The sequence below is a fragment of the Paenibacillus sp. JNUCC 35 genome (assembly GCF_058269095.1).
Genome location: NZ_CM177771.1, coordinates 5,577,215 through 5,604,021, shown reverse-complemented (window position 1 = coordinate 5,604,021; position 26,807 = coordinate 5,577,215). Strand labels below are relative to the sequence as shown.

25 protein-coding genes and 2 other annotated features are annotated in these 26,807 nt (G+C 52.0%); of the genes, 22 read left to right on the top strand and 3 right to left on the bottom strand.

Features of this window, described 5'->3' with window-relative positions:
* The first annotated feature begins 16 nt into the window (after window positions 1-16).
* From AC2TF6_RS25400 to AC2TF6_RS25390, 3 genes are all read left to right on the top strand, one after another.
* Window positions 17-1,015, top strand: a complete 999-nt coding sequence (locus tag AC2TF6_RS25400) for a DGQHR domain-containing protein (protein ID WP_491309028.1) — start codon at window positions 17-19, stop codon at window positions 1,013-1,015.
* Between the two features lie 160 nt (window positions 1,016-1,175).
* The gene (locus AC2TF6_RS25395; RefSeq protein WP_491309027.1) at window positions 1,176-2,126 is read left to right on the top strand and encodes an ATP-dependent DNA ligase; all 951 of its coding nucleotides are present in this window, start codon (window positions 1,176-1,178) and stop codon (window positions 2,124-2,126) included.
* 137 nt (window positions 2,127-2,263) lie between these two features.
* Window positions 2,264-2,689, top strand: a complete 426-nt coding sequence (locus AC2TF6_RS25390; RefSeq protein WP_491309026.1) for an ATP dependent DNA ligase — start codon at window positions 2,264-2,266, stop codon at window positions 2,687-2,689.
* Between the two features lie 84 nt (window positions 2,690-2,773).
* Here the strand turns inward: AC2TF6_RS25390 and ku are convergent, their stop codons facing one another.
* On the bottom strand, window positions 2,774-3,640 hold the full coding sequence (ku, locus tag AC2TF6_RS25385) for a non-homologous end joining protein Ku (RefSeq protein WP_491309025.1): 867 nt from the start codon (window positions 3,638-3,640) through the stop codon (window positions 2,774-2,776).
* Between the two features lie 190 nt (window positions 3,641-3,830).
* Between ku and AC2TF6_RS25380 the strand changes: the two genes are divergently transcribed.
* The 10 genes from AC2TF6_RS25380 to rplD all read left to right on the top strand — a co-directional run bounded on the left by AC2TF6_RS25380 (window position 3,831) and on the right by rplD (window position 12,169).
* A complete protein-coding gene (locus AC2TF6_RS25380) occupies window positions 3,831-4,028 on the top strand; it encodes a hypothetical protein (protein WP_491309024.1) in 198 nt (65 codons plus the stop codon).
* Window positions 4,029-4,193: 165 nt separating this feature from the next.
* Window positions 4,194-5,225, top strand: a complete 1,032-nt coding sequence (thiL, locus tag AC2TF6_RS25375; protein ID WP_491309023.1) for a thiamine-phosphate kinase — start codon at window positions 4,194-4,196, stop codon at window positions 5,223-5,225.
* 15 nt (window positions 5,226-5,240) lie between these two features.
* Window positions 5,241-5,714: a tRNA (adenosine(37)-N6)-threonylcarbamoyltransferase complex ATPase subunit type 1 TsaE gene (gene tsaE, locus AC2TF6_RS25370; protein WP_491309022.1), complete on the top strand. Its 474-nt coding sequence runs from the start codon at window positions 5,241-5,243 to the stop codon at window positions 5,712-5,714.
* Window positions 5,711-6,718: a tRNA (adenosine(37)-N6)-threonylcarbamoyltransferase complex dimerization subunit type 1 TsaB gene (tsaB, locus tag AC2TF6_RS25365; protein ID WP_491309021.1), complete on the top strand. Its 1,008-nt coding sequence runs from the start codon at window positions 5,711-5,713 to the stop codon at window positions 6,716-6,718. The genes tsaE and tsaB overlap by 4 nt, the downstream gene beginning before the upstream one ends.
* 70 nt (window positions 6,719-6,788) lie before the next feature.
* Window positions 6,789-7,232: a ribosomal protein S18-alanine N-acetyltransferase gene (rimI, locus tag AC2TF6_RS25360; RefSeq protein WP_491311717.1), complete on the top strand. Its 444-nt coding sequence runs from the start codon at window positions 6,789-6,791 to the stop codon at window positions 7,230-7,232.
* A 51-nt stretch (window positions 7,233-7,283) separates the two neighbouring features.
* A complete protein-coding gene (gene tsaD / locus AC2TF6_RS25355) occupies window positions 7,284-8,309 on the top strand; it encodes a tRNA (adenosine(37)-N6)-threonylcarbamoyltransferase complex transferase subunit TsaD (protein WP_491309020.1) in 1,026 nt (341 codons plus the stop codon).
* Window positions 8,310-8,461: 152 nt separating this feature from the next.
* Window positions 8,462-8,641 carry a hypothetical protein gene (locus AC2TF6_RS25350; protein WP_491309019.1) on the top strand — a complete coding sequence of 60 codons (180 nt, stop codon included), beginning with the start codon at window positions 8,462-8,464 and terminating at the stop codon, window positions 8,639-8,641.
* A 902-nt stretch (window positions 8,642-9,543) separates the two neighbouring features.
* On the top strand, window positions 9,544-10,584 hold the full coding sequence (locus AC2TF6_RS25345; protein WP_491309018.1) for a Cfr family 23S rRNA (adenine(2503)-C(8))-methyltransferase: 1,041 nt from the start codon (window positions 9,544-9,546) through the stop codon (window positions 10,582-10,584).
* A 214-nt stretch (window positions 10,585-10,798) separates the two neighbouring features.
* On the top strand, window positions 10,799-11,062 hold the full coding sequence (locus tag AC2TF6_RS25340; protein WP_491309017.1) for a CD3324 family protein: 264 nt from the start codon (window positions 10,799-10,801) through the stop codon (window positions 11,060-11,062).
* A 483-nt stretch (window positions 11,063-11,545) separates the two neighbouring features.
* Complete coding sequence (rplD, locus tag AC2TF6_RS25335; RefSeq protein WP_491309016.1) at window positions 11,546-12,169, top strand: 50S ribosomal protein L4; 624 nt, start codon at window positions 11,546-11,548, stop codon at window positions 12,167-12,169.
* Window positions 12,170-12,334: 165 nt separating this feature from the next.
* Here rplD and AC2TF6_RS25330 read toward each other — a convergent pair whose 3' ends face one another.
* Window positions 12,335-13,291, bottom strand: coding sequence for a macrolide 2'-phosphotransferase (locus AC2TF6_RS25330; RefSeq protein ID WP_491311716.1), 957 nt, complete (start codon window positions 13,289-13,291; stop codon window positions 12,335-12,337).
* A 348-nt stretch (window positions 13,292-13,639) separates the two neighbouring features.
* Window positions 13,640-13,986, top strand: a binding site (T-box leader).
* 241 nt (window positions 13,987-14,227) lie between these two features.
* Window positions 14,228-14,513: a binding site (T-box leader), on the top strand.
* 114 nt (window positions 14,514-14,627) lie between these two features.
* Between AC2TF6_RS25330 and AC2TF6_RS25325 the strand changes: the two genes are divergently transcribed.
* The 3 genes from AC2TF6_RS25325 to AC2TF6_RS25315 all read left to right on the top strand — a co-directional run bounded on the left by AC2TF6_RS25325 (window position 14,628) and on the right by AC2TF6_RS25315 (window position 20,033).
* Entirely contained in the window at window positions 14,628-16,178 is a 1,551-nt protein-coding gene (locus tag AC2TF6_RS25325) for a 2-isopropylmalate synthase (protein ID WP_491309015.1), read from the top strand.
* 305 nt (window positions 16,179-16,483) lie between these two features.
* Complete coding sequence (locus tag AC2TF6_RS25320; RefSeq protein WP_491309014.1) at window positions 16,484-18,235, top strand: alpha-glycosidase; 1,752 nt, start codon at window positions 16,484-16,486, stop codon at window positions 18,233-18,235.
* A gap of 46 nt (window positions 18,236-18,281) precedes the next feature.
* The gene (locus AC2TF6_RS25315) at window positions 18,282-20,033 is read left to right on the top strand and encodes a methyl-accepting chemotaxis protein (protein WP_491309013.1); all 1,752 of its coding nucleotides are present in this window, start codon (window positions 18,282-18,284) and stop codon (window positions 20,031-20,033) included.
* Between the two features lie 191 nt (window positions 20,034-20,224).
* Here AC2TF6_RS25315 and abc-f read toward each other — a convergent pair whose 3' ends face one another.
* Complete coding sequence (abc-f, locus tag AC2TF6_RS25310; RefSeq protein WP_491309012.1) at window positions 20,225-22,180, bottom strand: ribosomal protection-like ABC-F family protein; 1,956 nt, start codon at window positions 22,178-22,180, stop codon at window positions 20,225-20,227.
* Window positions 22,181-22,510: 330 nt separating this feature from the next.
* Between abc-f and AC2TF6_RS25305 the strand changes: the two genes are divergently transcribed.
* From AC2TF6_RS25305 to tatC, 6 genes are read left to right on the top strand one after another with little or no spacing between them, the layout of a single operon-like run.
* Complete coding sequence (locus tag AC2TF6_RS25305; RefSeq protein WP_491309011.1) at window positions 22,511-23,335, top strand: 5-formyltetrahydrofolate cyclo-ligase; 825 nt, start codon at window positions 22,511-22,513, stop codon at window positions 23,333-23,335.
* Window positions 23,319-23,813: a cyclic pyranopterin monophosphate synthase MoaC gene (gene moaC, locus AC2TF6_RS25300; RefSeq protein ID WP_491309010.1), complete on the top strand. Its 495-nt coding sequence runs from the start codon at window positions 23,319-23,321 to the stop codon at window positions 23,811-23,813. Before AC2TF6_RS25305 ends, moaC begins: the two co-directional genes overlap by 17 nt.
* Before the next feature lie 36 nt (window positions 23,814-23,849).
* Window positions 23,850-24,350: a molybdopterin adenylyltransferase gene (gene mog, locus AC2TF6_RS25295; protein WP_009675197.1), complete on the top strand. Its 501-nt coding sequence runs from the start codon at window positions 23,850-23,852 to the stop codon at window positions 24,348-24,350.
* Complete coding sequence (locus AC2TF6_RS25290) at window positions 24,340-25,467, top strand: molybdopterin-binding protein (RefSeq protein WP_491311715.1); 1,128 nt, start codon at window positions 24,340-24,342, stop codon at window positions 25,465-25,467. The genes mog and AC2TF6_RS25290 overlap by 11 nt, the downstream gene beginning before the upstream one ends.
* A 30-nt stretch (window positions 25,468-25,497) precedes the next feature.
* On the top strand, window positions 25,498-25,803 hold the full coding sequence (locus AC2TF6_RS25285; RefSeq protein ID WP_491309009.1) for a twin-arginine translocase TatA/TatE family subunit: 306 nt from the start codon (window positions 25,498-25,500) through the stop codon (window positions 25,801-25,803).
* A 43-nt stretch (window positions 25,804-25,846) separates the two neighbouring features.
* Window positions 25,847-26,602 (top strand): twin-arginine translocase subunit TatC, encoded by a 756-nt coding sequence (gene tatC, locus AC2TF6_RS25280; protein WP_491309008.1) that lies wholly within the window; start codon window positions 25,847-25,849, stop codon window positions 26,600-26,602.
* Window positions 26,603-26,807: the final 205 nt, after the last annotated feature.

Sequence of the window (26,807 nt, the reverse complement as noted above, 5' to 3'; positions counted from 1 at the left end):
AGGAGTTGACAACCAGATGAACACACGTTTACCAAATCAAGTTGTAATTGAAAACGTACTTCAAACCAAAATGCGTGGAAAAGTAGCTTATCAAAGTCATTTGCCGGCTACGACAGCGCTTAATATTACATTTGTTAAACCATACGATGATCCATCGGGCAAAGGATACCAACGTCCTGTAGATAGTAAGAGATGTCATGATTTTGCTGTTTATTTGTCAAAAGGAGAGGATGCACTTTTTACTCCCATTTTATTAAATGCTTGTTCTCAATGGGAATTCTCTAGTTATGACAGGTTGCGTCCGAATTTTGGCAGACTCATATGTAAGGGGAAGGCCTCCCTAATGGATGGGCAGCATAGATTGGGCGGTATAAAACGCTACATCCAGGAAACCAATTCTGAGATAAACATTCCTTTTCTTGCTTTTCATAGTTTGGACGAAGATGAAGAGATCAAATTGTTTGACACAATTAATACCAAGGCAAAAGGTATCGGACCATCGCTTAGCAAGTATCTTAGAAGGGATTCTGACGACTTAAGCTGGGTGGCTACCGAGCTGTTAACTCGAAAAGAAAGTCCATTTCACAACATTGGTAGTATTATTGGCAAACGTGTTAAAGGGCGACATATCACATTGCAGAATTTATACCGAACCCTTCATTTTCTTTTCAAGAAGGATTCCGAGCTTTCTTTACTTCCTAGAGAAGAAAAATTGAAAATCGCTTTGTTTTATTACAGCACGATCAAAGATGTTTTTTCAGTAGAATGGCTTGATTATTCGGGCCATCGAATTACACATATAGTTTGCTTAGATGCCTTGTCTATCGCGGCTGGGAAGGTTATGAAAAGTTACTTTTCGGAAGCTAAAAAGGCTATTGATTATTCGAAATTGTCTAAGGCGATTAGTAAGTTAAAAATATTAGATTGGTCTTCACAAGGACCATTTAGGTTTTTAAAAGGGCTTTCTAGTTCAAAAAGTTTGGCTGACGAACTGGTAGTCATCATGACAGAATAGCTAACTGGTACATCAAAGGGATCGACTCGCATCTGCGGGCCGATTTTTTTAATATGGAGGGTTGGTTGTATGTTTAAAAACTTCTGTGAGCGCGCATATGCCATAAAATTTCTGGAAATGGAAAGAATGAAATTTAAGAATATAAGGGGTGGGATAAGTTATGGAACTAGATCCAGTCATTCCATTTGAACCAACCAGGATGCAGAATCCTCCATCAGGAACCAACTGGGTGGCCCAAGTAAAATGGGATGGGGTAAGAATTTTACACTACTGTGATGGAATTGAATCTCGATTATTCAATCGAAGATTGAATGAACGTACAGTACAGTATCCTGAGTTACTTGACACTAACTCCTTCTGTAAAGCTGGTTCTGTCATTCTTGATGGAGAGGTCATTGCCTTTGACAACACTAAGCCTTCCTTTCATGAAGTTATGAAAAGGGATCGTTTGAAACAAGAACAAAGTATAAAGCATTCCTTAAGCATAACCCCTGTGACCTATATGATTTTTGACATCTTGTTTTACAACGGTACCTGGGTTACTGATAAATCATTAGAGTATAGACAACAACTGCTCGATCAAATTATCGTACCCAGAAATAATATACAAATTGTACAAAACTTTAGTGATGGAAAAGCTCTTTTTAATCTTATGAGGCAATATCAAATGGAAGGTATAGTCTATAAGGATATATCCAGTAAATACAGAATAAATGGTAAAGATGCTCGATGGAGAAAGCATAAAATTGTGAATGATCTTTTTGCTGTTGTAGGTGGAATAACGCGAAGTAACCATATTGTAAATTCACTTTTATTAGGTCTATATACCGATCAAGGCGACTTTATCTATATTGGTAGTGTAGGTACAGGGAAATTAACACGTCATGATTGGGCGTTCATTACTGAAAAAACGAATAAGATTGTTTCAGCAAAACGTCCATTCTCAAATGACCCAGAGAAATCCAAAGATGTTATCTGGGTAAAACCCGAGTTAACCGTGAAGGTTGAATATCTTGAGTTTACTTCCGGTGGAAATATGAGACATCCCAGTATTCAAACTATTATTGATGTTGATAAAAATGAATGCACAGTAAATCAATTACTCAAGTAAGTTAGTGTACATAATTCATGCCTTAATGTACAACGCATTATTTATGTACATGTATTCATTAATCCTTGTTACCCTTATCAAACAAGAAAAGATATAAACTTCCATGATTAATGTCCATAAATATTATGTAGATACTTTTGAAGGATTTGGGAAGCACTTACGCGCTCAAAGGCAAAGATCACCGCTGGCGCAAGCATAAAAACTATCTGGACGTGAATGCGGTGATCGGGGGCGTGACTTATCGCTCGGGAGTTGTGAATGCGATCCTGCTCGGTCTGTACAACGAAGAGGGGCAGCTTGTGTACATCGGACACGCAGGGACAGGCAAGCTGAGCCGCCAGGATTGGATCGACCTGACAGCTTTAACGAAACCTCTTATCGTACCGGAGAGGCCGTTTATCAACGAACCGGAACGGAGCAGGGAGGCTGCCTGGCTGCAGCCGCGGCTTACCGTGAAGATCCGGTTCATGGAATGGACCCGGTATCTGACCCTGAGGCAGCCGAGTATCCAGGCTTTTCTATCCGTTGCGCCTGAGGAGTGTACGTTCCTGCGGGAAAAGTGAAGACAGTCTGAAAACAGCCCGAAAAAAACGAGCCTCCGATGCCGGCGGCTCGTTTCTGCTGTCGTTCTTTTGAGGAAGGCTCACTCAGGATACCGTTTCCTTTGCCTTTTCCTTCGGCTTACGCGGTTTGGCCGCGGCTTTGGGCTTCGCTTTGGCCTTGGCGTCCGACTTGTCCGCCGCGACGGGCTTGACGGCTTCGAGGCTCGCTTGCAGCGCGGACATCAGGTCGATCACGTTGGTGCGTTTCTGCTCCGGAGCGACCTGGACCTCTTCGCCGGCCACTTTCTGCTGGATCGCTTCCATCAGCGCTGTCCGGTAATCGTCCTGGTATTTCTCCGGCTCGAACGGCGTAGACAACTGTTCGATCAGCATTTTGGCCATCGTAAGCTCTTTGTCATTCACGTTCGAGGCTTCCGGAAGATTGGGAACCTGACTGATCGCGCGAATCTCGTCCGGGTAGAAAATCGTCTCCAGAGCGATGCAGTTATCGATAACCCGGACGGCGGCGAGACTGCTTTTGGAACGGATGGAAATGGTGGCGATCCCGATTTTGCCGGTCTGCTTAATGGATTCCAGCAGCAGGTTATAGGCGTTGGCACCCGTATCTCCGGGGGAGAGGTAGTACGTCTTCTGAAAATAAATGGGATCGATGTCGGTCAAGTTGACAAAATCCAAGATTTTAATCTCTTTAGTCGCTTCGCCGGAGATTTTCTCCAGTTCTTCTTTCTCAAAAAGAACGAAGCGGCCAGGCTCGTATTCATAGCCCTTCGTGATTTCCGCCCACTCGACTTCCGTGTCGCAGGTGGTGCATTTTCTTACGTAAGAAAGCGGGGTAGTACAGCGTTTATGAATGTAACGCATGGAGATGTCTTTCTCTTCCGTAGCCGAGAACATTTTGACGGGAACGTGCACCAGACCGAAGCTGATGGCGCCTTTCCAGACCGTATGCATGAAGGAAAACCTCCTGGGGAGCCCGCGTAACGGGTTTATTTTATTGATCCGCATTGGACCGGCCGCTCTGTGACCAAACTTCTTTTTAGCATCAGTATGTCCAAAAAATTCGCCGGATATGAATGCTTTTGGCGGATTTGTGCCACGCTAACCGGAGCCAGGTTTACTCCGGGGAGTGGAGGTGAATAAAATGGGAGACGACAAGCGGCAAAAAGAAGTCAAAGACGGTACCCATCAAGGCCGGGACGACTATTACATGGACATCGACCGGATGATCAATGAAGGGCTCGGCGGCGGCCAGGTTACGGTTCATAACGGTCTGATCGAGGAATCCACTACGGATACGATGGGATATCCCGATTCCGTAACGGAGGATGAGGAAGCGTGAGGACGGCGCCTGCATGGAGGAAAGAACATGCAGGCGCTTTTTTTTGCTGGGCGGGAAAGGAGCCGGAAGAGCGCCCGCGCCTTGCCGCAACACGCATATCCCGGTTGCTAGAGGGAGGATAGAGGGCTATAATAGGAGGCAAACCAAACCGGAGGAGCGGCATCTATGCAGCATGACGAATTCGGCCTGATCCGCCTGCTGACGGGGGACAGACAACAGGCGGACGGAATGCGTTCGCAAGGAGTGGTGGTCGGCATCGGAGACGATGCGGCCGTTACCGCTTTGTCTCCCGGCATGCAGCTTGTCGCCTCTTGCGATACGATGACCGAAGGGATTCATTTCCTGCCTGTGACGATGCGGGACGAGGACATCGGATTCAAGGCGATGGCTTCGAATATCAGCGACATGGCCGCGATGGGCGCGAAGGCGCGTTATGCGCTTGTCGCGCTATCTTTGCCGAAGGATGCCGACACGGAACAGATCCGGCGCATATACGCCGGATTGTATGAGTGCGCGGACTTGTTCGGTGTGGCCGTCATCGGCGGCGACACGACGTCCACGCGCGGCGGAATCGTGCTGACCGTCACGATTCTGGGCGAAGTCCCCGCAGGCCGGGCTCTGCTGCGCAGCGGCGCGAAGCCGGGCGACGCCGTCTTCGTGACGGGGCCGCTCGGCGGCTCGGCCGCGGGGCTGAGCTACCTCCTACACCGCGGCACGGACGCGGCGCTTTGGGGCGAGCTGCCCGCAGAGGCCGCGGAGCTCGTCCGCGCCCACACCCGGCCTCTGCCGCAGGCTGCGGCCGGGGAGCTGCTTCAGCGTACGGGCTTGTGCCGGGCGCTGAACGACATCAGCGACGGGCTCGCGAGCGAAGCCGGCGAAATCGCCGAGGCTTCGGGAGTCGGGCTCCTCATCGCGGAGGAGAAGCTGCCGCTGGCGGAAGGGCTTCGCGCCTGCGCGGAGAAGCTGGCCGTCGACCCGCTGGAGTGGGTGCTGTACGGCGGCGAGGACTACCAGCTTCTGGGCACGGCCGCAGAAGCGGATCTGGCAGCCCTGCGCGAGGCGTTCGCGGGCGAGGGGCTGCCCTTGCACGTCATCGGACGTGTGACGGCCGCGGATGAAGGGGTGCGGCTGCAGCGTCCGGACGGGACGGTGCAGCCGCTGCCGAAGCGGGGCTACAATCACTTTGCTGCGAAATGAGAGGAAGCGACGGAGATGGCTTACCAATATAAAGCCGCAGACGAACGGGACACGGAAGCATTGGCAGCCCAGCTTGCAATGCTTGCGGGTCCCGGCGCCGTAATCGCGCTGGACGGCGATCTTGGCGCGGGCAAAACGCGTTTTTCGCAGGCGGTGGCTAAATCGATCGGGGTGCAGGGCGTTGTCAACTCCCCGACTTTTACGCTGATTAAAGAATACGAGGGACGAGAGTTCCCTCTCTATCATATGGATGTTTACCGGATTTCTTTGGAAGAAGCCGAGGATCTGGGGCTTGACGAATATTTTTACGGGGAAGGTCTGACTTTGATTGAATGGGCCAGTCTGGTGGAGGAGCTTTTGCCGCCGAACCGGCTTGAAATTTATATCGAGCACAGCGGGGGAGACGAGCGGGTGTTCCGCTTGAATCCGGCCGGACAGCCTTACGAGAGCTGGTGCGCAAATTTGAAAGAGAACGGATGGTTGGTATGAGCAGCGGGAACGGAAATAGTACGCAGGAGCGGGAAAAGGTGAAGGACTCTCCGCTTGCCGGGGATAGTGAAGGTCGTGAAATCAGCCGGTCCGGATTCGACGGAAACGGGTATGTGCTTGCACTGGATACGTCCACGGCTTCGCTGGCCGTTGCCCTGCTTCAGGGCGGCCGCGTAGTCGCCGAAAAGCACACGATCGTGGAGCGCAATCATTCCATTCACCTCATGCCTCATTTGCAGGAGCTGCTTGCTTCCCGCGGCATCCGGCCGAACGATCTTACCGGGGTCGTGGCGGGTCAGGGGCCGGGTTCCTATACCGGCGTACGGATTGCGGTAACCGCAGCGAAAACTTTCGCCTGGTCGCTCGGCATTCCGGCTGCGGCCGTCTCCAGTCTGGAGGCGCTGGCGCTGGGTGCGCGGACGGCTTTGCTCGCAGAACCGGCGGATGCCGGTTCGGACGGCGCCGTGCGCTGGTTCGTGCCCCTGATGAATGCCCGGCGGGGGCAGGCATTTACCGCGCTTTATGCATCGGCCGGGAATGAACCGGCCGTTGAGCTTTTGGGCGCGGAAGACATCAGCGGCGCGGCGTCGTCGGATAACACCGGCAGCAGATGGGCCCGGCTTCAGCCGGACGGCATCCGCCTTGTGGCGGATTTTACGCGGCACATTGGGGACGCTGTGGCGGGAGCGGAAGCCGCCGGGACGACCGGGGCGCAATCCGCGGGCGACGGCGGAGCTTTTGTCGTGCCTTCCGGATTTGCCAAACCCCAAGAGATCGTTTTCGTCGGTGAGACTTCTTTTTTCGAAGAAACGATCGGACAGGCCGCGGCTGAACTGAACATCCCTGTGCGTGTTCTTCCGTACGATTTGACGGCGGCCGAAGTGGGTCTGCTTGGCTTGCCCCGGTTAAAACGCGGAGAAACGATCGACAAGTATACGTTCGTTCCGAACTATACGCAGCTTACGGAAGCTGAAGTGAATCTGATGGCTAAGGCCAAATCCTGACGGAAAGGGGAGGGGCTCTTTGGACGAACGAAGATGGGAGCAGCCTGTTTCAACCCCGATTTTCCGTGTGATGAGGCTGGACGACATCCCCCACATTTGCGAAATCGAACAGGAAGCCTTTACGACACCCTGGTCGGCGGGAGCTTTTCACAACGAGCTGACGAGCAATCATTTTGCCCATTATACGGTAATGATGGTAGACGGGGTCGTTGCGGGGTACGGGGGCATGTGGCTCATTATGGATGAGGCCCATGTAACCAACATCGCGATATCCGGCCGGTTCCGCGGCCGCAAGCTGGGCGTTTCGCTCGTCCACCAGCTGCAATCCAAGGCAAGATCGCTGGGGGCGGTCCGCATGACCCTGGAGGTCCGCGCGTCGAATTACGTGGCTCAGCGCCTCTACGACAAAATGGGCTTCCGGTACGTCGGCGTCCGCAAAGGCTATTACACCGACAATAACGAAGACGCGATCATTATGTGGGCGGATTTGCCCGACACGAATCAACCCGCCTAAAGCGGCGGCAGCGTCCTGTTCGCATTTGATAAAAGGGAATGAAAAAACGTCATGAACACTACAAAGCCTGTGTACATTCTGGCCATTGAAACAAGCTGCGACGAGACGTCCGCAGCCGTGATAGAGAACGGGACCGTTATCCGGTCCAACGTGGTTTCAAGCCAGATCGAAACCCACCGGCGCTTCGGCGGCGTTGTGCCCGAAATCGCATCCCGCCAGCATGTCGAGAGCATTACTTGGATTTTGCAGGAAGCGCTCGATCAAGCGGGGCTTGCGATGAAAGACATGTCCGCTATTGCGGTCACCCAAGGGCCGGGTCTGGTCGGCTCGCTGCTTGTCGGCGTAGTGGCGGCCAAAGCGCTGGCTTTCTCGCTCGGCCTGCCTCTGATCGGCGTGCATCATATCGCCGGGCATATTTATGCGAATCAGCTTGTCCACAAGCTGGAATATCCGCTGGTTTCGCTTGTCGTCTCCGGCGGCCACACCGAACTTGTGTATATGGAGAGCGAAGGAAGCTTCAAGATCATCGGACAGACGCGTGACGACGCGGCCGGCGAGGCGTACGACAAAGTGGCGCGCGCCTTGAAACTGCCTTATCCGGGCGGTCCTCATATTGACCGCCTCGCCCAGGAAGCGGACGGAGAAATTCCGATGCCCCGTGCCTGGCTGGACGATTCCTACGATTTCAGCTTCAGCGGCTTGAAATCGGCGGTCCTTAACGTCCTTAACCAGTCGCGTATGCGCGGAGAGGAGCCGGTGGCGGCCCATGTCGCCAAAGGCTTCCAATCCTCCGTGGTGGACGTGCTGGTGGAGAAAGCCGCACGGGCCGTCCGGGAGTACGGCGCCAAGCAGCTTCTGCTCGCGGGAGGAGTGGCGGCTAACCGCGGACTGCGCGAAGAGCTGACGAAGCGCTGCGCAGAGCTTGGCGTGCCCCTGCTGCTGCCGCCGATGGATCTCTGCTCCGACAATGCCGCCATGATCGGTGCCGCGGCTTTCCTCAAATGGAACCGTGGGGATATCACGGGGCCGGAGTTTAAGGCCGAGCCGGTGCTGAGCCTGGAGAAGTGGGGATACTGATTGCTGAAAATAATAAAAGATTGAAAAACCAGTCTTAAAAACGATAAACGTTTTTGGGACTGGTTTTTTTTGTGAGAAAATACAGCTATTTTATTTCATAAAAGGCAGAGGAAGAGGAGATGTTTTTTTGAATTTAAACGGCAGATATTATTATGCTTTTTAATAAGCTGAACCGCCCGAAAGCGTATTTCATGTTGATTGCAATTGGCGCTGTAATCACTTCAGGTTGTACAGCTGAAAAACCGAATACCGGCCAACAACCTCAACATTCACCTAAAACCGTTTCGACACCCTCAAGTAAAGAAAAAACAGCTCAGGATTCAATTACCTAGGTTTCAAAAGAAAAGCGGTAGCACAACACCCGCGTTAAACCTAAGCCAAACCAAACTTATAGCGAAAAAAAGGATTTGGGATTCCTGCTAAATCCTGATATAAATAACGAAGAACACAGAGTTTATTATGTAGCTGCAAGTCGAGCTGAAAAAAATCTATATTTTTGTATGCCAAGCTTGTCAGAAGCCGGTGCGAGAAGGTTAAAGGATGTTTGTGAAATTAAGTATCTATAAATAGAGATTCTTACTGCAAAGTTGAAATTTCAAATTAAATATGCTAGTATACAGTCAAATATGACACGGGAGTTGAGGGGAATAATGTAGTATTTCTTGCTTAAATTGCAAAAGATAAAACACAACTTGTTTTATTCTTTGTTGAGCAAGAAAGTTACTTATTCTTTTCACTCAAATAAAATAACATTTTATCTACCCCATTATTTGGGTTAGGTTTTAACATTGTTTATTTGAGCTACAAGAAAGGTAACTTTCTTGTAGCTCTTTATTTTTTGGATGGAGGAATTCGCAATGTCATTAATCAATGTGTCTCATTACAGCGGAACCATCTCAGCAAATGTAAATTTTGAATACTTTCCTTTTCAAGTTGAACACAAGGAACGCCACTAAAATTGTGAAGTTGTAATGTAATTTATATCTCATTTTATCTCAGGAGGTTGGAATAAATGTTGGAAGTTGTAAATGTTCATGTGAATCGTTCATTGTCCGTTGGTATGGTTCACGATCAAATTAAACGGATGCCGGGGCATTATCCATCTATCGATAGATGCACGTAGCGACTCTAGCTACAAGCTTCGTGAGTTTTAATCTAAGTTGGTTAATGCATATGCTATAAACACACGCAATGGTGCCAATGGCATTTTCTCCGGCTAAAGAGGAGAAAAAACATGAAATCAACTTCGAAATACGAAATAATTCAACACTTAATGTCAGATTTGAAACAACCGGCATATCGGTTCCACCAAATCGCAGATGCGATTTTCAAGCAAAGAATTGGTGAATATGACCGAATGACCATACTCCCCAAAGGTATAAGGAACGAATTAATAAAGAGCCTTGGCGAACATGTTTTAAACTTAACTCCTGTCATCCAAAAGACGTCCAGTCAAGTCAATAAAGTGCTTTTTGCCATTGAGGGCGGCGAACGTGTAGAAGCAGTTCAACTAAGCTATGAGCGCGGCTGGAAATCATACTGCATTTCAAGCCAATGCGGATGTGGGTACGGTTGTCGTTTTTGTGCTACAGGAACAATCGGACTAAAACGAAATCTAACAGCAGATGAAATTACCGATCAACTATTATACTTTCATTTAAATGGTCAGGCTTTAGACAGTGTGTCGTTTATGGGTATGGGGGAGGCTTTAGCCAATCCTTATATCTTTGATACGCTTAAGATTCTAACAGACTCACGAACCTTTGGCTTGGGGCATCGAAGAATTACAGTTTCCACCATTGGAATTTTACCAGGAATCGATCGACTGACAAAAGAATTCCCACAAGTTAACCTTACCTTTTCACTTCACTCCCCTTTTGACGAACAGCGAAGTGAACTAATGCCTATAAATAATCGATTCCCGCTTAATGATGTATTGAATAAATTAGATCAGCATATTCGTGATACAGGTAGGAAAGTTTACATTGCGTATATATTACTTCGAGGAGAAAACGATTCAAATGAGCACGCAGAAGCCATTGCTGCTTTATTAAAGAACAGAGGTCCTTGGGAACATTTATATCATGTTAATTTGATTCCTTACAATTCAACCGACGTAACACCTGATAATTTTCGTCAATCTGACAAAGAACGAGTCCAGAGGTTTACCAATATCTTGAAGTCAAAGGGAGTCAAAGTCACTGTGCGAACTCAATTCGGAACGGACATTGATGCAGCATGCGGTCAACTCTACGGGCACAATAGCCAATCTTGATTTGTAAAGTAAAGTTATTAGTTTCTTGGATTTGTACTAAGTATAAACATTTCTAAAGAGGAGAACGAAAAATGTCTCATAAGAACTTTACAGTAACTCATGTTTAAATCCATGCAAAGACAGATATTTGGTGATATTTGCATGGAATAAAATCATCACCAATCATGCTGGCTTTGCTACTTGAAATTATTTCTTAATCAAGGAGTGAGTCTACATGAGGTATATCAACGCTAATGAAATTCTCCCAAAAGAATTGGTTGCAAGGTTACAAGATTTCGTACAAGGTGAATACATCTATATTCCTGCAATAAAAGACCATCATAAAAATTGGGGAGAACTATCCGGTTTTCGGGAAGAGATTGATAGGCGAAATAATGAAATCATGACAGCTTATGCTTCTGGTTCATCAATACAAGAACTAGCAGAACTTTACTGCCTTTCTGTCTATGCTATAAGAAAAATAATATATAACAAATAAAAACAGGGTTTCGCCCACCACAGGAATAATTAAAATCTAAACACCTTCAAATTGTCTCAATTATAGAATCATAGAGACAGATTTGAAGGTGTTTTGTATGTGCAGAAATTGTTGCCTCGCCATAACTCAAACTCATTTGAATATACTAGTATGTCATAGCTCTTGTAGCAGAACAGTACCATTAAAGTTGATTTGGTGTACATATGTGGTGAGACCGTCCTAGAGCTTATAGTTATACAAAATGATACAGAACCATTTTGTGTATAGTTAAAGTAATTTCTATCTGCTAGCCTTATAAATATGGATTAGAAGGTAAACGGGGGTTTTTATGATGGATGTTATTGTAGATGTACTATATTAGTTAATTTAACAGTTTCTCTTATACAACGAGATCTTACTTTAAATCTTAATTATTAAGGTAATATGCCTCGAAATCGATGATATTTTATAGTATCGTGTAAGCTTTGAATTTGGAGGAAAATAATGTTAAATATAACTATTTTTAATATGGAAGGTAATCGTGTTGGCGAAATGGAACTTGATGAGTCCATTTTTGGTATTGTTCCCAATGAATCAGTCATGCATGATGTAGTTGTCAATTATCTGGCAAATAAACGCAGCGGAACACAATCAGCATTAACACGTGGTGAAGTTAGAGGTGGTGGCAGAAAACCATATAAGCAGAATAAAATCGATAAATCTAGAGCCGGTTCGATTCGAATGCCACATTGGCGTGGCGGAGGAGTTGTGTTCGCTCCTAAACCTCGCGACTATAGCTACAAACTTAATAAAAAGGTTAAGCGTCTTGCTATAAAATCTGCATTATCAAGCAAAGTTCAGAACAGAGAATTTATCGTTGTTGAGGAGATTAAGTTAGAAACTTATAGAACAAAGTCTATTGTGGCTATGCTTAAAGCTCTTGGTTCAGATAAAAAGGCACTAATTGTTACACCTTCGATAGATAACTTTGTTTTTAAAAGTGCGAATAATATACCTGGTGTAGAAACCGCCGTAGCTGACTCTCTTAATGTATACAATATTCTGAATTGCGATAAACTTATACTTACTAAAGAAGCTGTCTCAATAATTACAGAAATACACTCCTAGTGAAATAAAAGAAAATTAATTCTAAAACAGGGCTCCGAAAATGGGAGCCCTGTTTTTTTGTCAATCATAATTTAATAGTTACATTAAATCCTGCCTTAAACATGCAAGGAGAGATTTTTTCAAAAAACTATATCGTGACCTAACTTACCTTGCATCAACTGGCTTTTAATCCACCGACTTATGAACAGTGACTCCCAGAGCTTCCCGTGCCATAACGGAATATTCCTCAAGCCCGGACTTAAGGGCGAACAAGCCGATAGTGACGGCATAAGACCCGAGCACTTCGGCGATATGCTCCTTCATTCTCGGCCAGATGCGTCCGCCGGCTTTTTCATATTCCTCCAGGAGACCGGACAAGGCTGCTTCGCCGAAAACGGCGGAATACAGGGCAAAGTCTGTAGCCGGGTCTCCGCACTCCGCCTCCGTCCAGTCCAGAAGCCCGCAAACCCGCTGGTTTCCGTCGACCAGAATATGGCCCGGATGCAGATCGCCGTGGATCAGCGACGTATGCCCCGGCCAGTAGGAAGCGTCCGCGAGCCAAGCCTGCCAGCGCTCCCAAAGTTCATCCGAAACGCCGTAGGCTTGCCGGACGACTTCCATGCGTGCCGCAGCGGCTGCTCTCAGGTCACCGGCTTCTACGGCCAACAGGCCCGCTTGTTCGGCGGCACGGCCGTCTATCCGGTGCAGGGCGGCCATTGCTGCCGCAAGGGACTGAACGAACTCGTGGGAAGGAGCCTCGGGATCGATGTGCCACACATAGGTTTTAGTGGCGGCATCCACGGTGGCCGCAGGTGTTCCGGGCAGCTTGCGGTAGGCGATGAAGTCGGGCCGGTTGATTTGCCAGCCGGGAACGGCAACGGGCAGCGAACGGCCGACAAGCTCAAGTACTTTAGCTTCGTAAGCGGTCGATTGTATGACGTCCGGTCTCCTCGGAATACGAAGGATCCAGGATGTGCCGTCTGTCGAGCGGGCGGACGCCGCCAGAAAGTCCAGCCCGGAATCGTTCAGTTCCAGGGGCTTCGACGGGTCCGGTTCCAGATTATATTTTGCCGCCAGCAGGCGGAATTGGTTGAGTTGTTCTTGTTCCGTTAACGGTGTTGATTTTTTTGCGGAGTCGTTCATATCGGATAGCACCTCTTCATCTTTAATCAAGTAATCGAATCTCATGAAAGCATCCTAACGGGGCAGCACAAATAAGCCTGATCTCTCTTTTTGAAAAAAGAACAGGTGTAGGGTGTCAATCCGCCTGCATTACCTGATCCGCATGAAGTGGATAACCATGTTAAACGCCCTCCTATCGATCTTAGGGGAAATCCCCTATTTTAACCGTACCCTAGGAGAGAAAACGCCGGCAACGGGCGAGTTTTCCTTAACGGATTTTTTCCGCTCTCGCTTAAAATTTTGAACATTTTTACATTTTGTATTGACTTTGCGTTTTCGCGCATATTATAATCACAACAAGTTCAAAACGTACACGCAACGAACGGGAAAAGTAAGGTCATTCATGTCGCACAGAGAGCTGCGGGTTGGTGCAACGCAGCCGGATGAACCCTGAACTCGCCCGGGAGCGGTAAAACTGAACAACGCCGGCAAGCCGTCCTGAACCCGTGAGACAGATGTCCCATCGGTCGGGTCAGAAGTCTTCGAAGCATCGGCGAAGTAAGTTTTAACGGCTGGCCCCCGTGATCGGGCAGCGATTGGAACGTCCCGGTATCCGGATACCGGCCGACCTGTTTCCAAAAGCATCGAGTGGATTCGCCTTACGGCGGATCAATGAGAGTGGTAACGCGGAAGGCTAACGGCCTGTCGTCTCTTAAGTTAGAGACGGCAGGTCTTTTTTGCATCCTCTCCAGCAGAAGGAAATGAACAGACAGCATCGATAATCAGCAGTGAGATAGATGGGCATAGGCTAAGCAAGGCGGGACGACGGTGACCACCGGTCGATCGTCAAGCGAAGCAAGAACGCGGCAGGCACAGCCTGCGATCATCGCAAATATAACCGAGCGGACATTCAGGCAGGAGCCGGTGTCTGGGAAACATCGAACAACACGTATATCCAAAAAGGCAATGAACAAGAGTAGTACGATCCGGTAACGGTACAGAGAGCTGCGGGGAGGTGCGACGCAGTCCGTAAGGGATCGGAACTCGCTTGGGAGCCGGGAGCCGAATGTTACGAATGCCGCATGAGCGGCCGTACTCAAGCTTACAAACGGTTGGCCTCCGTTAACGGGCGCGCAGCGAATGTTAGGCTTCAATCCCTTTCGCATTCGCTGCCGTAAGCGGACTTTCCCGTGGGGAAGGTCAACAAGAGTGGTACCGCGCCGGCACAGCCGTCGTCTCTTTCTGGAGACGGCGGCTTTTTTGCATGCTCAGGGCGGCTAAGGAAGGGATGTCACAAAAAAACTCCCAACCGGAGTTTTTAATAAACCCGAAACGGGTAATCAGGAGGATAACGAAAATGACGAAACGGCAAATTAAAATTTTTGACACGACTTTGAGAGACGGCGAGCAGGCGCCGGGATGTTCCTTATATCCGGAAGAAAAGGTCCGCATCGCGCGGCAACTTGTGAAAATGGGCGTGGATACGATCGAACCGGGCTTCCCGATCTCGAGTCCCGGCGATTTCGCCGCAGTGCAGCAGATTTCCCGGGAGCTGCAAGGGGTGGAAATCTGCGGCTTCGCGCGTGCGGTCAAGATCGACATCGACGCGGCGGTGAAGGCGACTCAGGACGCGGCTTTGCGGCGCATCCACATGTTTATCTCCTCGTCGGATATTCATCTCGACTTCCAGCTGCGCAAATCGCGCGAGCAGGTGCTGGCGGAAGCCCGGCAGATGGTTGCCTACGCGAAGCAGTTCTGCGAGCGGATCGAATTCACGGCCATGGATTCCAGCCGCACGGGCCGGGAGTATTTGTATGAGCTGGTGGAAGCGGTCATCGCCGAGGGCGCGACGATCATCAACCTGCCGGATACCGTCGGTTACGCGATGCCGGAAGATTACGGCAAAATGTTCTCGGATGTACGGAAGCATGCGAGGGGCGCCGACAAGGTGGAATTCAGCACCCACTGCCACAACGACCTGGGGCTTGCGGTTGCGAACAGCCTGGCGGCCATCCGCAACGGGGCGAACTATGTGGAAGTATCCGTGAACGGCATCGGAGAGCGGGCGGGCAACTGCTCCCTGGAAGAGATCGTTATGGCGATCGAGACGCACAAAGATACGCTGAACATGGAAACCGGCATCGCTCTGGAGGAAATCTACAACACGTCGACGATGGTCAGCCGGATGATGAATATGCCGATCGCGTTCAACAAGCCGGTCGTCGGCCGCAATGCCTTCCAGCACGAGTCGGGCATCCATCAGGACGGTTTGCTGAAAAACCGCAATACTTACGAAATCATGGAGCCTGAAAAGCTTGGAATTCCTCGTTCGATGATCATTCTGGGCAAGCATTCCGGCCGTCACGCTCTGAAGCACCGGATCGGCCAGTACGGTGTCGATCTGGACGCCCAGTCCTTAGAGGAAGTATACGCCCGCTTCAAGGACATGGCCGACGAGCAGAAGCACGTCACGGACGACGAGCTGATGAGTCTGGTCGGTGACGCGGGGGCTTCCGCGGCAGAGCGCTTCTCGCTGGTACAGCTTCAAGTCGTCAGCTCCAGCGACCGCAGCTGCGTGGCATCGGCCACCATCCGCGATAACGAGAGCGGCGCAGAGGCAACCTGGTCGGGCACCGGCGACGGACCGATCGAAGCGATCGTCAACTGCATCCGTCAAGCGGTTCCGATGGATGTGACGTTCGCCGATCTGGAGCTGTACTCCTTGTCCGCCAGCGAAAAGGCGACCGGCGAAGCGACCGTGACGGTATCCTGCGGGACGCAGACCTACAAAAGCTCCGGCTTGGATGTCGATATTCTGTTTGCGACCGCCAAAGCTTTCCTGTCGGCCTGCAACCAGGCCGTGCGGGCCAACCCGAGTGCTTCACAAGGTGTAACCTTAATGGCTTAAATTATTAACAGGATGGGTGTGAAGAACTTATTCACACCCCCTGTGGATAATGTGCATAACTTGAAAAACCCCGTATTTTTCAGGCTTCCGCTTTTTCTTCCTTTTCCGTATAACTCTCGGATAACATTTTCAGAAGAATCTGTGGATAATGTGGATAAATCTGTTTATAAGTGCTTAAAGCGCCGAAAATCCGGCGCTTTTTTATATTTTATCTGTGGATGAAGATGTGGATAAAAAACGTGGTTCGGCCGTGGAAAAAAATGTGTATATAAAAGGCAAAACTGATTCGCAGGGAGTGAGCCTGAATGAATAGAGAAGCCTTTTATCACGGGACGAGAAGCAACTGGGCTTATGCGTATGATCACAAAACGATTCAGTTGAGAGTCCGTACACAAAGGGATGACGTGGAAGAAATTACGGTGATCGCCAGCGACAAATACGATTGGAACACCTTTTATCAGGAAATATCCATGGCGAAAACCGCTTCGGATTCGCTGTTCGATTACTGGGAGGCGGAAGTCGTGCCCAGCTACAAACGCCTGTCCTACTGCTTCAGGCTTAGTGCGGGAAGCGAGCAGCTGTGGATGACGGAAACGGGTATTCATTCCGAACAGCCGCATCCGCCCGGCGGCTATTACGCGTTCCCGTATATTCATGAAATCGACCTTTTCAGTCCCCCGGCCTGGGCCAAGGATGCGATCTTTTATCAGATCTTCCCGGAGCGCTTTGCCAACGGAGATCCGGGGAACGATCCCGAAGGCGTACAGCCGTGGGGCGGAAAGCCGGAGCGCGAGAACTTTTTCGGCGGAGACCTGCAGGGGGTGCTTGATCATCTCGACTATCTCGTGGATCTGGGCATCAATGCGATCTATTTCACCCCGGTGTTCAAGTCTCCTTCGAACCACAAGTACGATACGCTGGACTATACGCAGGTGGACCCTCACTTCGGCGATAACGCTCTGCTGAAGAAAGTGGTCGCGACCTGCCGCGAGCGCGGAATCCGGGTCATGCTGGATGCGGTTTTCAACCACAGCGCGCTGGAGTTTCCGGCTTTTCAGGATGTGAAGGAGAAAGGGAAGGAGTCCGTCTTTGCCGACTGGTTCCATATCAACGAATACCCGATTGCCGTAAAAAACGGAATTCCCACTTACGATACATTCGGTTTTTTCGAAGGCATGCCGAAATTCAATACAGCCAACCCCGAAGTGAAAAAGTATCTGCTCGACGTAGCCAAGTACTGGATCGAGGAGATCGGAATCGACGGCTGGCGGCTGGATGTCGCCGATGAAATCGACCACCGCTTCTGGCGTGAATTCAGGCAGGTGGTCAAAGCAGCCAATCCGGAAGCTTACATCGTCGGGGAGGTATGGAACGACTCCTTGATGTGGCTGCTGGGCGACCAGTTCGATTCCGTCATGAACTATCCGTTCTCGGACAAAGTACTGGAATTCTTCTCGGGTCCGGGCATGGACGGCCATTCCTTCGCAAGCAGTATGGGCTTCCTGCTCATGCGGTATCCGAAACAGGCCAACGAGGTCGTCTTCAACCTGCTGTGCAGCCACGATACTCCGCGTGTATTGACGAGAGTAGGCGGCGACAAAAGAAGACTGAAGCTGTGCGTGGTCTTCCTGATGACGTACATGGGGACGCCGTGTATTTTTTACGGGGACGAAGTGGGGCTTCAAGGAGAAGGCGACCCGGATTGCCGCCAGTGTATGGAATGGCATCCCGATATGCAGGACCGCGAGCTGCTGGATTTCTATAAGCTTCTGATCCATCTGCGAAAGGAAAATCGGGCGCTGCGTGAAGGGAGTTTCCGGTTTCTTAAAGCGGACCACGGCGATCCCTGCATCATTTACGAGCGGATCGACGCCCATACGCATTTTACGATCTGGATGAACAATACCGAGGAGCGGGTTACGCTGCAGCATCCTATGGTGGCGGAAGATTGGCGCGATGCGCTTTCGCAGGAAGAAGTCAAACCGGCGGACGGCGTGATGCATATCGAGCTGGAGGAACTGGGCTACAGAATTTTATATAGAACGTTAAAAAATTAGTCGAATGTTGTCGATATAGTTCCTATCTAACTATTTGGGGGGAACTATGAAATACTTAAAACGAAGCGTGACGGCGAAAGTGATCACGATGATGGCAGCACTGGTGGTGGTCCTTTGCGCGTTGATCATGACCTTGACTTATTTGCAGCAGAGAGGCGATTACTACAGCCGGCTCAAATCGATTGAGCGGGTCGTAGAACTGGGATGGGAGCAGCAGCTTCCTTTCCTTACAAAGGCAATGGATCGGATGAAAAGCACGGGGAAACCGGACGCCGCGGCAGCCGAGCTGGAAGCGATTCGCACGATGATGGAGCATTATGTAAAAGACGGAGATATGTCCAACGTCGCCCTATACTATCCGGAGGAAAAAACGGCGGACGGCAAGATGGCTCTGACCGTTGTCGCGGCCAGTGAGACACTGGATAAGGCGGGGCTCAAGCCTTTGACGGACTACACCTTCTCCGAGCAGTACACGAAAGCTTTCGAAACGGTTAAAAAGACCGGAGGCCAGGGCGTAACGCCGGTATATACCGATCAGGCGGGGGAATGGGTGACCATTCTGAGCCCGGTTACGGACGAGGCCGGCAAAACAATGGCTTATGTCGGCATCGACTTTGACTATGGCACGCTGTCCTGGGATATGAACAAAAGGCTGCTGACGAGCTTGGCTTTTTACGTGGGCATTGCTCTGCTGTTCGCCTTGCTTCTGGGTGTATTCACCCGCAGAATTCTCAAGCCCATCGGGGAGCTTTCCCGCCTGTCGCTGGAAGTGGCGGAAGGAAATCTGGCCGTGTCCATTCCGGTCCGCAGCGAAGACGAGTTCGGAACTCTGGCCCGGAATTTCAACGCGATGACGGCGAGCATCCACAGCCTCATTCTGGGCATCCGGGAGTCTTCCGACCAGGTGAGTCATGCCGCGGAGGTGCTGGATACCAACGCGAAACAGACGACGCAGGCCACGCATCAAATCGCGACGGCGATCGAGCAGGTAGCGTCCGGAGCGGAGCGCCAGCTGCAGAGCACGCAGGAAAGCTCGAACGCCATGGAAGAGATGGCGACGGGCATTCAGCGGATTGCCGAATCCGCGGGTTATGCGGCGCAATCCTCGGAATCCGCTTCCGAAGAGGCGGCTCGGGGCAACGGGATGATTCAGCACAATGTGAGGCAGATGAGCCGGATGAACGATACGGTGCAGCGTTCCGTGGAATCGATCAACCAGCTTGCGCAGTTGTCCGAGGAAATCGGCGGCATTACGGCGCTGATCTCGGATATCGCGAACCAGACGAATCTGCTGGCGCTGAATGCGGCAATCGAGGCTGCACGCGCAGGGGAACACGGACGCGGCTTCTCGGTCGTATCCGATGAAATCCGCAAGCTTGCCGAGCAGTCCAGGCAGTCCTCGGACCAAATCGCCGAGCTGGTCGTCACGATCCGCACCGGTACGGGTCAGGCCGTGGGCACGATGAGCCATACGGCCGAAGAAGTGACGGAGATGACCAAGCTCGTTTCCGAGAGCGGGGAAGCCTTCCAGCGCATCGTCAATCATATGGACGAGCTTGCGAAGCAGATTCTGGAGGTTTCTTCGTCCTCCCAGCAGATGTCCGCCGGAACGGAAGAAGTAGCCGCGTCCATCTCGGAGCTGTCCCATATGAACCAGCAGACCGTGGAAAGCTCCCAGACCGTTGCCGCTTCTTCGGAAGAGCAGCTCGCTTCCATGGAGGATATTTCCGCTTCGGCCGGTGCGCTGAGCGATATGTCCCGGGAGCTTAAGCAGAGCATCAGCCGGTTTAAGCTGTAATTGGCGAAAGTCCGAACGGCAGGAGGCTCTACAGGGGCCTGTCGTCCGGTTCGTCGGACTAATCAAGCCTAACCTGATTCTTCCGCTCCGGTTCCTCGGCTTATCGCATAAAGCGGGATAACCGCAGGTATAACAAAAAGAGGCCCGTCAGGCCTCTTTTTTGCATTTATTTTGTCGGGCGGGGGCTGAATTCAGCCCACAAGAGTCTCCCACTCCTCGTAGCACGCTTGCAGGCTTTCTTTTTTCTGCTCGATGAGGGCATTCTTCTCCTGGACAAGCACATAATCGTTGTAGACCGCCGGATCGGCCAGCTCCTCCTCAAGAGCGGTCACTTCCTCTTCCAGCCGGGCGATATCCTGCTCAAGCTGCTCGATCCGCCGCTGGCGGTTGCGCTCTTCCCGCTTGGCCTGCTTGTCCGCTTCGTAAGACGAAGGTTTATCCGTCTGCTGCGCCGCGGAAGACGCCGAGGAGGCCTTGGCCTTGCTGTCGCGGGCCGCCTGTTCACGGGCGCGTTCGGCTTCCATTTCGGCGAGCTCCGCTTTTTTCTCGAGATAATCGTCGTAGTTGCCGAGATAATGGGTCACGCCGTGGCGTTCCAGTTCCAGCATGCTTTCCGCCATTTTGTTCAGGAAATAACGGTCATGGGAAATGAAGAGCAGGGTGCCTTCGTAATCGAGCAGAGCCGATTCGAGCACTTCCTTGCTGTACAAGTCCAGATGGTTGGTCGGCTCATCGAGTATAAGCATATTCGCATTAAGCAGCATAAGCTTGGCTAGCGCTACGCGCGCCTTCTCACCGCCGCTAAGGGACGCGATCTTTTTGAACACATCCTCGCCGCTGAAAAGAAAATTGCCGAGCACGGAGCGGATGCGCGCTTCTTCAATAGTAGGGAACGTGTCCCAGACCTCTTCCAGGATCGTCTTCTGCGGGTTCAGGGTCGTTTGTTCCTGATCGTAGTAGCCGATCTTGACGTTGGTTCCCCAGCGGATGGCGCCGGTATCGGGGGACAGCTTGCCGATCAGGGTTTTCAGCAGGGTCGTCTTGCCGATACCGTTCGGGCCGATCAGGGCGGCCGTTTCGCCGCGCCTCAGCTCGAACGAGACGGAATCGAGAAGGCGTTTGCCTTCGCCTACGGACAGCGCCAGATCCCTCACCTGCAAAACTTCCTTGCCGGAGGTCTGATCGATCTGGAAGGAAAAGCTGGCGCGCTTGAGATCGCCGAGAGGCTTGTCGATCCGTTCCATGCGCTCCAGCGCTTTGCGGCGGCTCTGCGCGCGTTTGGTCGTCGTGGCGCGGACGATATTTTTCTGCACGAAGTCCTCCATACGGGCAATCTCTTCCTGCTGCTTCTCAAACTGCTTCATGCGGATTTCATAGTCCGCTTCCTTCAGTTCGACGAAACGGGAATAGTTGCCCGTGTAGCGCTTGGACGACGTGCGCTCGACTTCGTAGATCGCCGTAACGAGCGAGTCGAGGAAATAGCGGTCGTGGGATACGACCAGAATAGCGCCGGGATACCCGCGCAGGTAGGACTCCAGCCACGTCAGCGTGCGGATGTCCAGATGGTTGGTCGGCTCGTCGAGAAGAAGCAAGTCCGGCTCTTCCAGGAGCATTTTGGCCAGCGCGAGACGGGTTTTCTGTCCGCCGCTGAGCGTCTGGATCAGCGTATCGGGAGGGAACTCCCCAAACCCCATACCGTGCAGGATCCCGCGTATTCTGGCTTCGATCTCGTAACCGCCCCGCTCACGGAACCACTCGGATCTGGCGGAATACCGGTTCATCGTGTCCTCGTACGCCTTGGCGTTATCGATCAGCTTCGGATCCGCCATCTGTTGTTCCAGCTCGCGCAGCTCTCTCTCGACGGCATAAAGCGCCGTAAAGACCGTGCGCATTTCCTCGAGGATCGTTTTGTCCGTCTGCAGACCGCCGTTCTGGCGGAGATAGCCGATCCGGGTTTCTTTGGCTTTAAAAATGTCGCCTTCATCGTAAGAAAGGTCGCCTGCAATAATTTGCAGCAGAGTCGACTTGCCGGCTCCGTTCACACCGACCAGACCGATTCTTTCGCGGTCTTCGATTTGCAGGGATATGTTAGAAAGCACGGACGAAGTGCCGTAGCTTTTACCGATTCCGTTTACTTGGAGAAGCATCTTTCGTTATTACCTCCATGATTGCACGATTTTCTTCATTAATACGGCTGCTTCGTAAAGTCGCGGGAATTAACCTGGCGAGATTTGCAAGCAGGCTCCGCCGCGGATAAGAATGACTCTTTTTAGTGTACAGGAAAAACGCCTCGAGGAAAACTGAACACATTTTTTTCAAACTTCCCGGCAATGTGATAAAATAATGTATACTACTGTCTGCATATGCCTTCTATCTAAATAAGGTCCTTTGCCCCGCAGGAAGACAACCATCTACGAAATCCTGCCAGTCAGTCCAAAAATAACAGCCCCAGCCGAAAAGAGGTTGCAGCTTTATACATGAACGGTTCCGATAAAAAAGAAATCCGCCGGCACGTCGAAACGCTCCGGGCGGGATTGGCGCCTACGGAGAGAGCAAGCCGTGAGCTCCGCGTCAACGAAAGGCTGACCGCCTGGTTGAAAGGCGTAATCGCCAGCCGGGAACTTTCGCCCGATACCTCCGGCGGTACGGCGCCTCTGCCATTGAAACAGCCGCAAGAAACGGCTCTTTCAGAAGAAAACTGTCCGAGTCACGAGTACTCCGGCACAAGATTGTCCACGGGCCGGGAAACGGCCGGAAGCTGCGGCTCTTCCCGTCTGCCGGACATTCCGATCGTTCTGGCTTATGTCCCCTTCCGCACGGAATGCGGGATTCACAGGACCATCGAAGCCTGCTGGGAAGCGGGCATCCGTGTTTTTGTGCCTCGTTCGCTGCATGCATCGAGAGAGCTTCTTTTTCACGAAATCAGGCAGTGGAAAGACCTGCAGAAAGGGATGCACGGCATAATGGAGCCAGACCCCCTGAGCCCCGCTTTGCAGGATCCCCTCGCCGCTTTCGCTGTTCTCGTACCCGGACTTGCTTTTGATACCGCTTGCGGAAGGCTCGGATATGGAGGCGGTTATTACGACCGCTTTCTTGAAAAGCTGCTGCAAACCGCTCGCGAGGAAGGACGGGATGCGCCACTTTTTGCGGCGGCGGCCTTTGACTTGCAGCTTGTGGAGCGCCTTCCCGTGGAACCGCACGATATCCGTCTGGACGTGCTGATTACGGAGAGCGCCGCATATACCCGGGATCCGGCAGCGGACCGGAAGAGGGGAGAGGGATCGGATGGAGCAGCCGGATAAACTGACTCATTTTAATGAACAAGGGCGCGCCAAAATGGTCGACATCAGCGATAAAAAGGAGACCAAGCGGACAGCCGTTGCCCGCAGCAGCGTTACGATGCTGCCGGAAACGCTGCTGCGCATCCGTGACGGGCGGCTTGCCAAAGGCGATGTGCTTGCTGTCGCCCAGGTGGCCGGCATCATGGCGGCGAAGAAAACGGCCGACTGGATTCCGATGTGCCACCCGCTCGCGCTGTCCGGGGTGGACATCCGCTTCGTATACGAAAGCGGGACGAAACTCGGCATCGAAGCCGAAGTGCGCACAACAGGACCGACCGGCGTGGAAATGGAGGCGCTGACGGCCGTATCGGCTGCGGCCCTGACCGTGTATGATATGTGCAAAGCACTCCAGAAGGACATGGTGATCGGGCCTACGATGCTCGTAACCAAAACCGGCGGTAAAAATGGAGATTTTCACAGATTTGATACCCATTCTTAATCAAATTTTGTTACAGTAGAGGAAGAGGTGAGAGGAATGCGCTGGAAAGTTGCGATTCTAACTGCCAGTGACCGCGGATCGAGGGGAGAACGGGAAGATACGAGCGCCCAAGTCATCCGCGAACTGGTAGAGGAAGAGATTCAAGGAGATATCATTGAATACCGCGTCGTACCGGATGAAATGGACGAAATTATGGCGGCTCTTATAGAAATGACCGACTACTTTCAGGCGGATCTCATCTTGACGACAGGCGGAACGGGTCTTGCGGCCCGGGACGTTACCCCGGAAGCGACCTTGAGCGTCATCGACCGTTCGGCACCCGGTTTTGCCGAAGCCATGCGGATGAAATCGATCGAGAAGTCTCCTCGGGCTATGCTTTCGCGAGCGGTGACCGGAATCCGGGGCTCTACGCTGATCATTAACCTGCCGGGAAGCCCCAAGGGTGTCCATGAAAGTCTCATGGCCATTATTGACGTGCTCCCTCATGCCTTGTCGATCCTAACGGGCCGGGAGCAGGAACATGCGGATGAAAGCTGACTCCATGCTTCGTGAAGTAAAAGTGGAGGATGCGGTCGGTCTGGTCCTCGCTCACGACTTGACCCAGATTATCCCGGGAGAGTTCAAGGGGCGCTTGTTCCGCAAAGGCCACCAGATTTCGGAAGAAGATATTCCCGCTTTGCTAAGCATTGGCAAGGAGCATATTTACGTGCTGGAGCTTGCCGAAGGCTACCTTCACGAGGATGAGGCGGCTCTTCGTCTGGCGAGCGCCGTGCGGGGAGCGAACACCGAACGGACGGAACCGCACGAAGGCAAGGTGACGCTGAAATCGGCGATTCACGGGCTTGCCAAGATCGACAAAGCGTTCGTCGATCAAGTCAACGGCATAGGCCGCATCGTGATGTCGACCATCCGCACGAATACGGTCGTTAAACCCGGGCAGCCTCTCGCGGGAACCCGGGTCATTCCGCTCGTCATCGAGGAGGAGCCTGTCGTCCGCGTGGAACGGCTGGCTGCGCAGCGAAGAAGCGGCCAAGCCTTGGACGCCGGGAGTTTGGAGCCGGAGAACGACGGCACGGCGGATGCGGCCGGCAAGAGCGCGGCTCCTTCCGGAGCTTCCACGGCTTCGCCGGAGGAAGCTCCGGCGGCAGCGGCGGGGCTTGTCGCCGTGAAGCCGTTCCGCAGCCTGCGGGCGGGGCTGATCACCACCGGCAGCGAAGTGTTCAAGGGCCGAATCCGGGACAAATTCGGCCCTGTCGTGCGAGCCAAAGTCGAGGCGCTTGGCTCGAACGTGATCGACCAGCGGTTCACACCGGACGACATGGATGCGATCGTAACCGAGATCCGGTATTTCCTCGGACTCGGTGCGGATCTCATCCTGGTCACCGGCGGCATGTCGGTCGATCCCGACGACCGCACGCCCGGAGCCATATCCCGGGCGGGCGCCCGCATCGTCAGCTACGGGACGCCGATGCTGCCCGGCTCGATGCTGATGATGGCCTATATCGGCAGCGTCCCGGTAATGGGGCTGCCGGGCTGCGTGATGCACGATCCGTACACGTCCTTCGACGTGCTTCTCCCGCGTATCTGCGCCGGGGAAGAGATTTTCCGCGAAGATATTACGGAGATGGGATACGGCGGCCTGCTCGGCTGCTGATTACACATTTTGAAGGAGGAAACATTCCGGATGTTTCAAAATATAGGCTTTACCGAAATTTTGCTGGTTGCCGTCGTGTGTCTGCTGCTGTTCGGGCCGAACAAGCTTCCCGAGCTCGGGAGAGCTTTCGGACGTACCTTGAGCGAGTTCAAGAAGGGCGCGCGCGATATGATGTCCGAGCATGACCAGGCGGACAAGAAAGCGGCCGGGGACAAATCTGCCGCTGCAGCGCCCGAAGAAGTTCCGGCGTCTGCCTCTTTAACGCAAGCCGCTCCCGCACCGGCGGCGAGCAGTGAACGGGCGGTTTCGGACAACCCCCGCCGGCTTCCCGACTAAGGTTCCGGTTCAGTGAAGCTATACGTAGATAGGTTGGTGCTGCATGGATAAAGAACAACCTTTGGTCGAGCATCTGGCGGAGCTGCGCAAGCGGATCTTCTGGGTGCTGGGAGTCCTGATCATCGGCCTCGTCATCGGCCTTGTTTTCGCCAAGAACGTCATCCTTTTCCTGAAATCCGTGCCTCCGGCCGATAAAATCGCGTGGCATGTATTTTCACCGTGGGATGCGCTCCGTTTATACATGAACTTCGGTTTTGTCGTGGCTCTGCTCATTACACTGCCGGTGATCCTTTACCACATCTGGGCGTTTGTAAGTCCGGGGCTCCGGGAAAGCGAGCAGAAAGCGTCGATTCTCTACATTCCGGGAGCGGTTGTCCTGTTCCTGGGGGGTCTTGCTTTCGGATATTTTGTCGTGTTTCCGATGGCTTTTTACTTTACGACGGCGATCAGCCATTCTATGGGAATTACCGAGCTCTACGGGGCAGCCCAGTATTTTTCGTTCATGTTTAACATTATTTTGCCGCTTTCGGTTCTGTTCGAGCTTCCGATCGTGGTGATGTTTCTGACTAAACTGCGCATTCTGAACCCCAAGCGGCTGGCCAAAATGCGCCGTTACGCTTATATGGTTCTGGTCATCCTCTCGACTATCATCACGCCGCCGGATGCGATCTCCGCTATTCTTGTGGCGCTGCCGATGATTGTGCTGTATGAGTTCAGCGTCCTGCTTTCGGGCTTTATTTATCGCAAACAGCTTGTCCAGGATGCGGCCTGGGAAGCGGAATACGGGGAACAAAAGTAACGGGCTGTCGGAAGACGGCCCCTTTTTTATCGGATCGGGGCCAAAGAGGTAGGGTTGGGCGTTCCTTGGAATGACCGCGATGCTGCCGGCAAAGTGCCGTATTCCTCGTCTTAAGAGAGCCGGCAGCGCATAGGATACGAAGTTGGAACCGTTTTTTCACCCGGGCCGGTAAAACCGGTGTACAAGACGAATGAAATTCCGGCAG

Bases quoted from the DNA above. Each gene is read 5' to 3' on its own strand.
- AC2TF6_RS25400 (WP_491309028.1), top strand. From the start codon at position 17: ATGAACACACGTTTACCAAATCAAGTTGTAATTGAAAACGTACTTCAA.
- AC2TF6_RS25395 (WP_491309027.1), top strand. From the start codon at position 1,176: ATGGAACTAGATCCAGTCATTCCATTTGAACCAACCAGGATGCAGAAT.
- ku (WP_491309025.1), bottom strand. From the start codon at position 3,640: ATGCATACGGTCTGGAAAGGCGCCATCAGCTTCGGTCTGGTGCACGTT.
- AC2TF6_RS25380 (WP_491309024.1), top strand. From the start codon at position 3,831: ATGGGAGACGACAAGCGGCAAAAAGAAGTCAAAGACGGTACCCATCAA.
- thiL (WP_491309023.1), top strand. From the start codon at position 4,194: ATGCAGCATGACGAATTCGGCCTGATCCGCCTGCTGACGGGGGACAGA.
- tsaE (WP_491309022.1), top strand. From the start codon at position 5,241: ATGGCTTACCAATATAAAGCCGCAGACGAACGGGACACGGAAGCATTG.
- tsaB (WP_491309021.1), top strand. From the start codon at position 5,711: ATGAGCAGCGGGAACGGAAATAGTACGCAGGAGCGGGAAAAGGTGAAG.
- rimI (WP_491311717.1), top strand. From the start codon at position 6,789: ATGAGGCTGGACGACATCCCCCACATTTGCGAAATCGAACAGGAAGCC.
- tsaD (WP_491309020.1), top strand. From the start codon at position 7,284: ATGAACACTACAAAGCCTGTGTACATTCTGGCCATTGAAACAAGCTGC.
- AC2TF6_RS25350 (WP_491309019.1), top strand. From the start codon at position 8,462: ATGCTTTTTAATAAGCTGAACCGCCCGAAAGCGTATTTCATGTTGATT.
- AC2TF6_RS25345 (WP_491309018.1), top strand. From the start codon at position 9,544: ATGAAATCAACTTCGAAATACGAAATAATTCAACACTTAATGTCAGAT.
- AC2TF6_RS25340 (WP_491309017.1), top strand. From the start codon at position 10,799: ATGAGGTATATCAACGCTAATGAAATTCTCCCAAAAGAATTGGTTGCA.
- rplD (WP_491309016.1), top strand. From the start codon at position 11,546: ATGTTAAATATAACTATTTTTAATATGGAAGGTAATCGTGTTGGCGAA.
- AC2TF6_RS25330 (WP_491311716.1), bottom strand. From the start codon at position 13,291: ATGAACGACTCCGCAAAAAAATCAACACCGTTAACGGAACAAGAACAA.
- AC2TF6_RS25325 (WP_491309015.1), top strand. From the start codon at position 14,628: ATGACGAAACGGCAAATTAAAATTTTTGACACGACTTTGAGAGACGGC.
- AC2TF6_RS25320 (WP_491309014.1), top strand. From the start codon at position 16,484: ATGAATAGAGAAGCCTTTTATCACGGGACGAGAAGCAACTGGGCTTAT.
- AC2TF6_RS25315 (WP_491309013.1), top strand. From the start codon at position 18,282: ATGAAATACTTAAAACGAAGCGTGACGGCGAAAGTGATCACGATGATG.
- abc-f (WP_491309012.1), bottom strand. From the start codon at position 22,180: ATGCTTCTCCAAGTAAACGGAATCGGTAAAAGCTACGGCACTTCGTCC.
- AC2TF6_RS25305 (WP_491309011.1), top strand. From the start codon at position 22,511: ATGAACGGTTCCGATAAAAAAGAAATCCGCCGGCACGTCGAAACGCTC.
- moaC (WP_491309010.1), top strand. From the start codon at position 23,319: ATGGAGCAGCCGGATAAACTGACTCATTTTAATGAACAAGGGCGCGCC.
- mog (WP_009675197.1), top strand. From the start codon at position 23,850: ATGCGCTGGAAAGTTGCGATTCTAACTGCCAGTGACCGCGGATCGAGG.
- AC2TF6_RS25290 (WP_491311715.1), top strand. From the start codon at position 24,340: ATGAAAGCTGACTCCATGCTTCGTGAAGTAAAAGTGGAGGATGCGGTC.
- AC2TF6_RS25285 (WP_491309009.1), top strand. From the start codon at position 25,498: ATGTTTCAAAATATAGGCTTTACCGAAATTTTGCTGGTTGCCGTCGTG.
- tatC (WP_491309008.1), top strand. From the start codon at position 25,847: ATGGATAAAGAACAACCTTTGGTCGAGCATCTGGCGGAGCTGCGCAAG.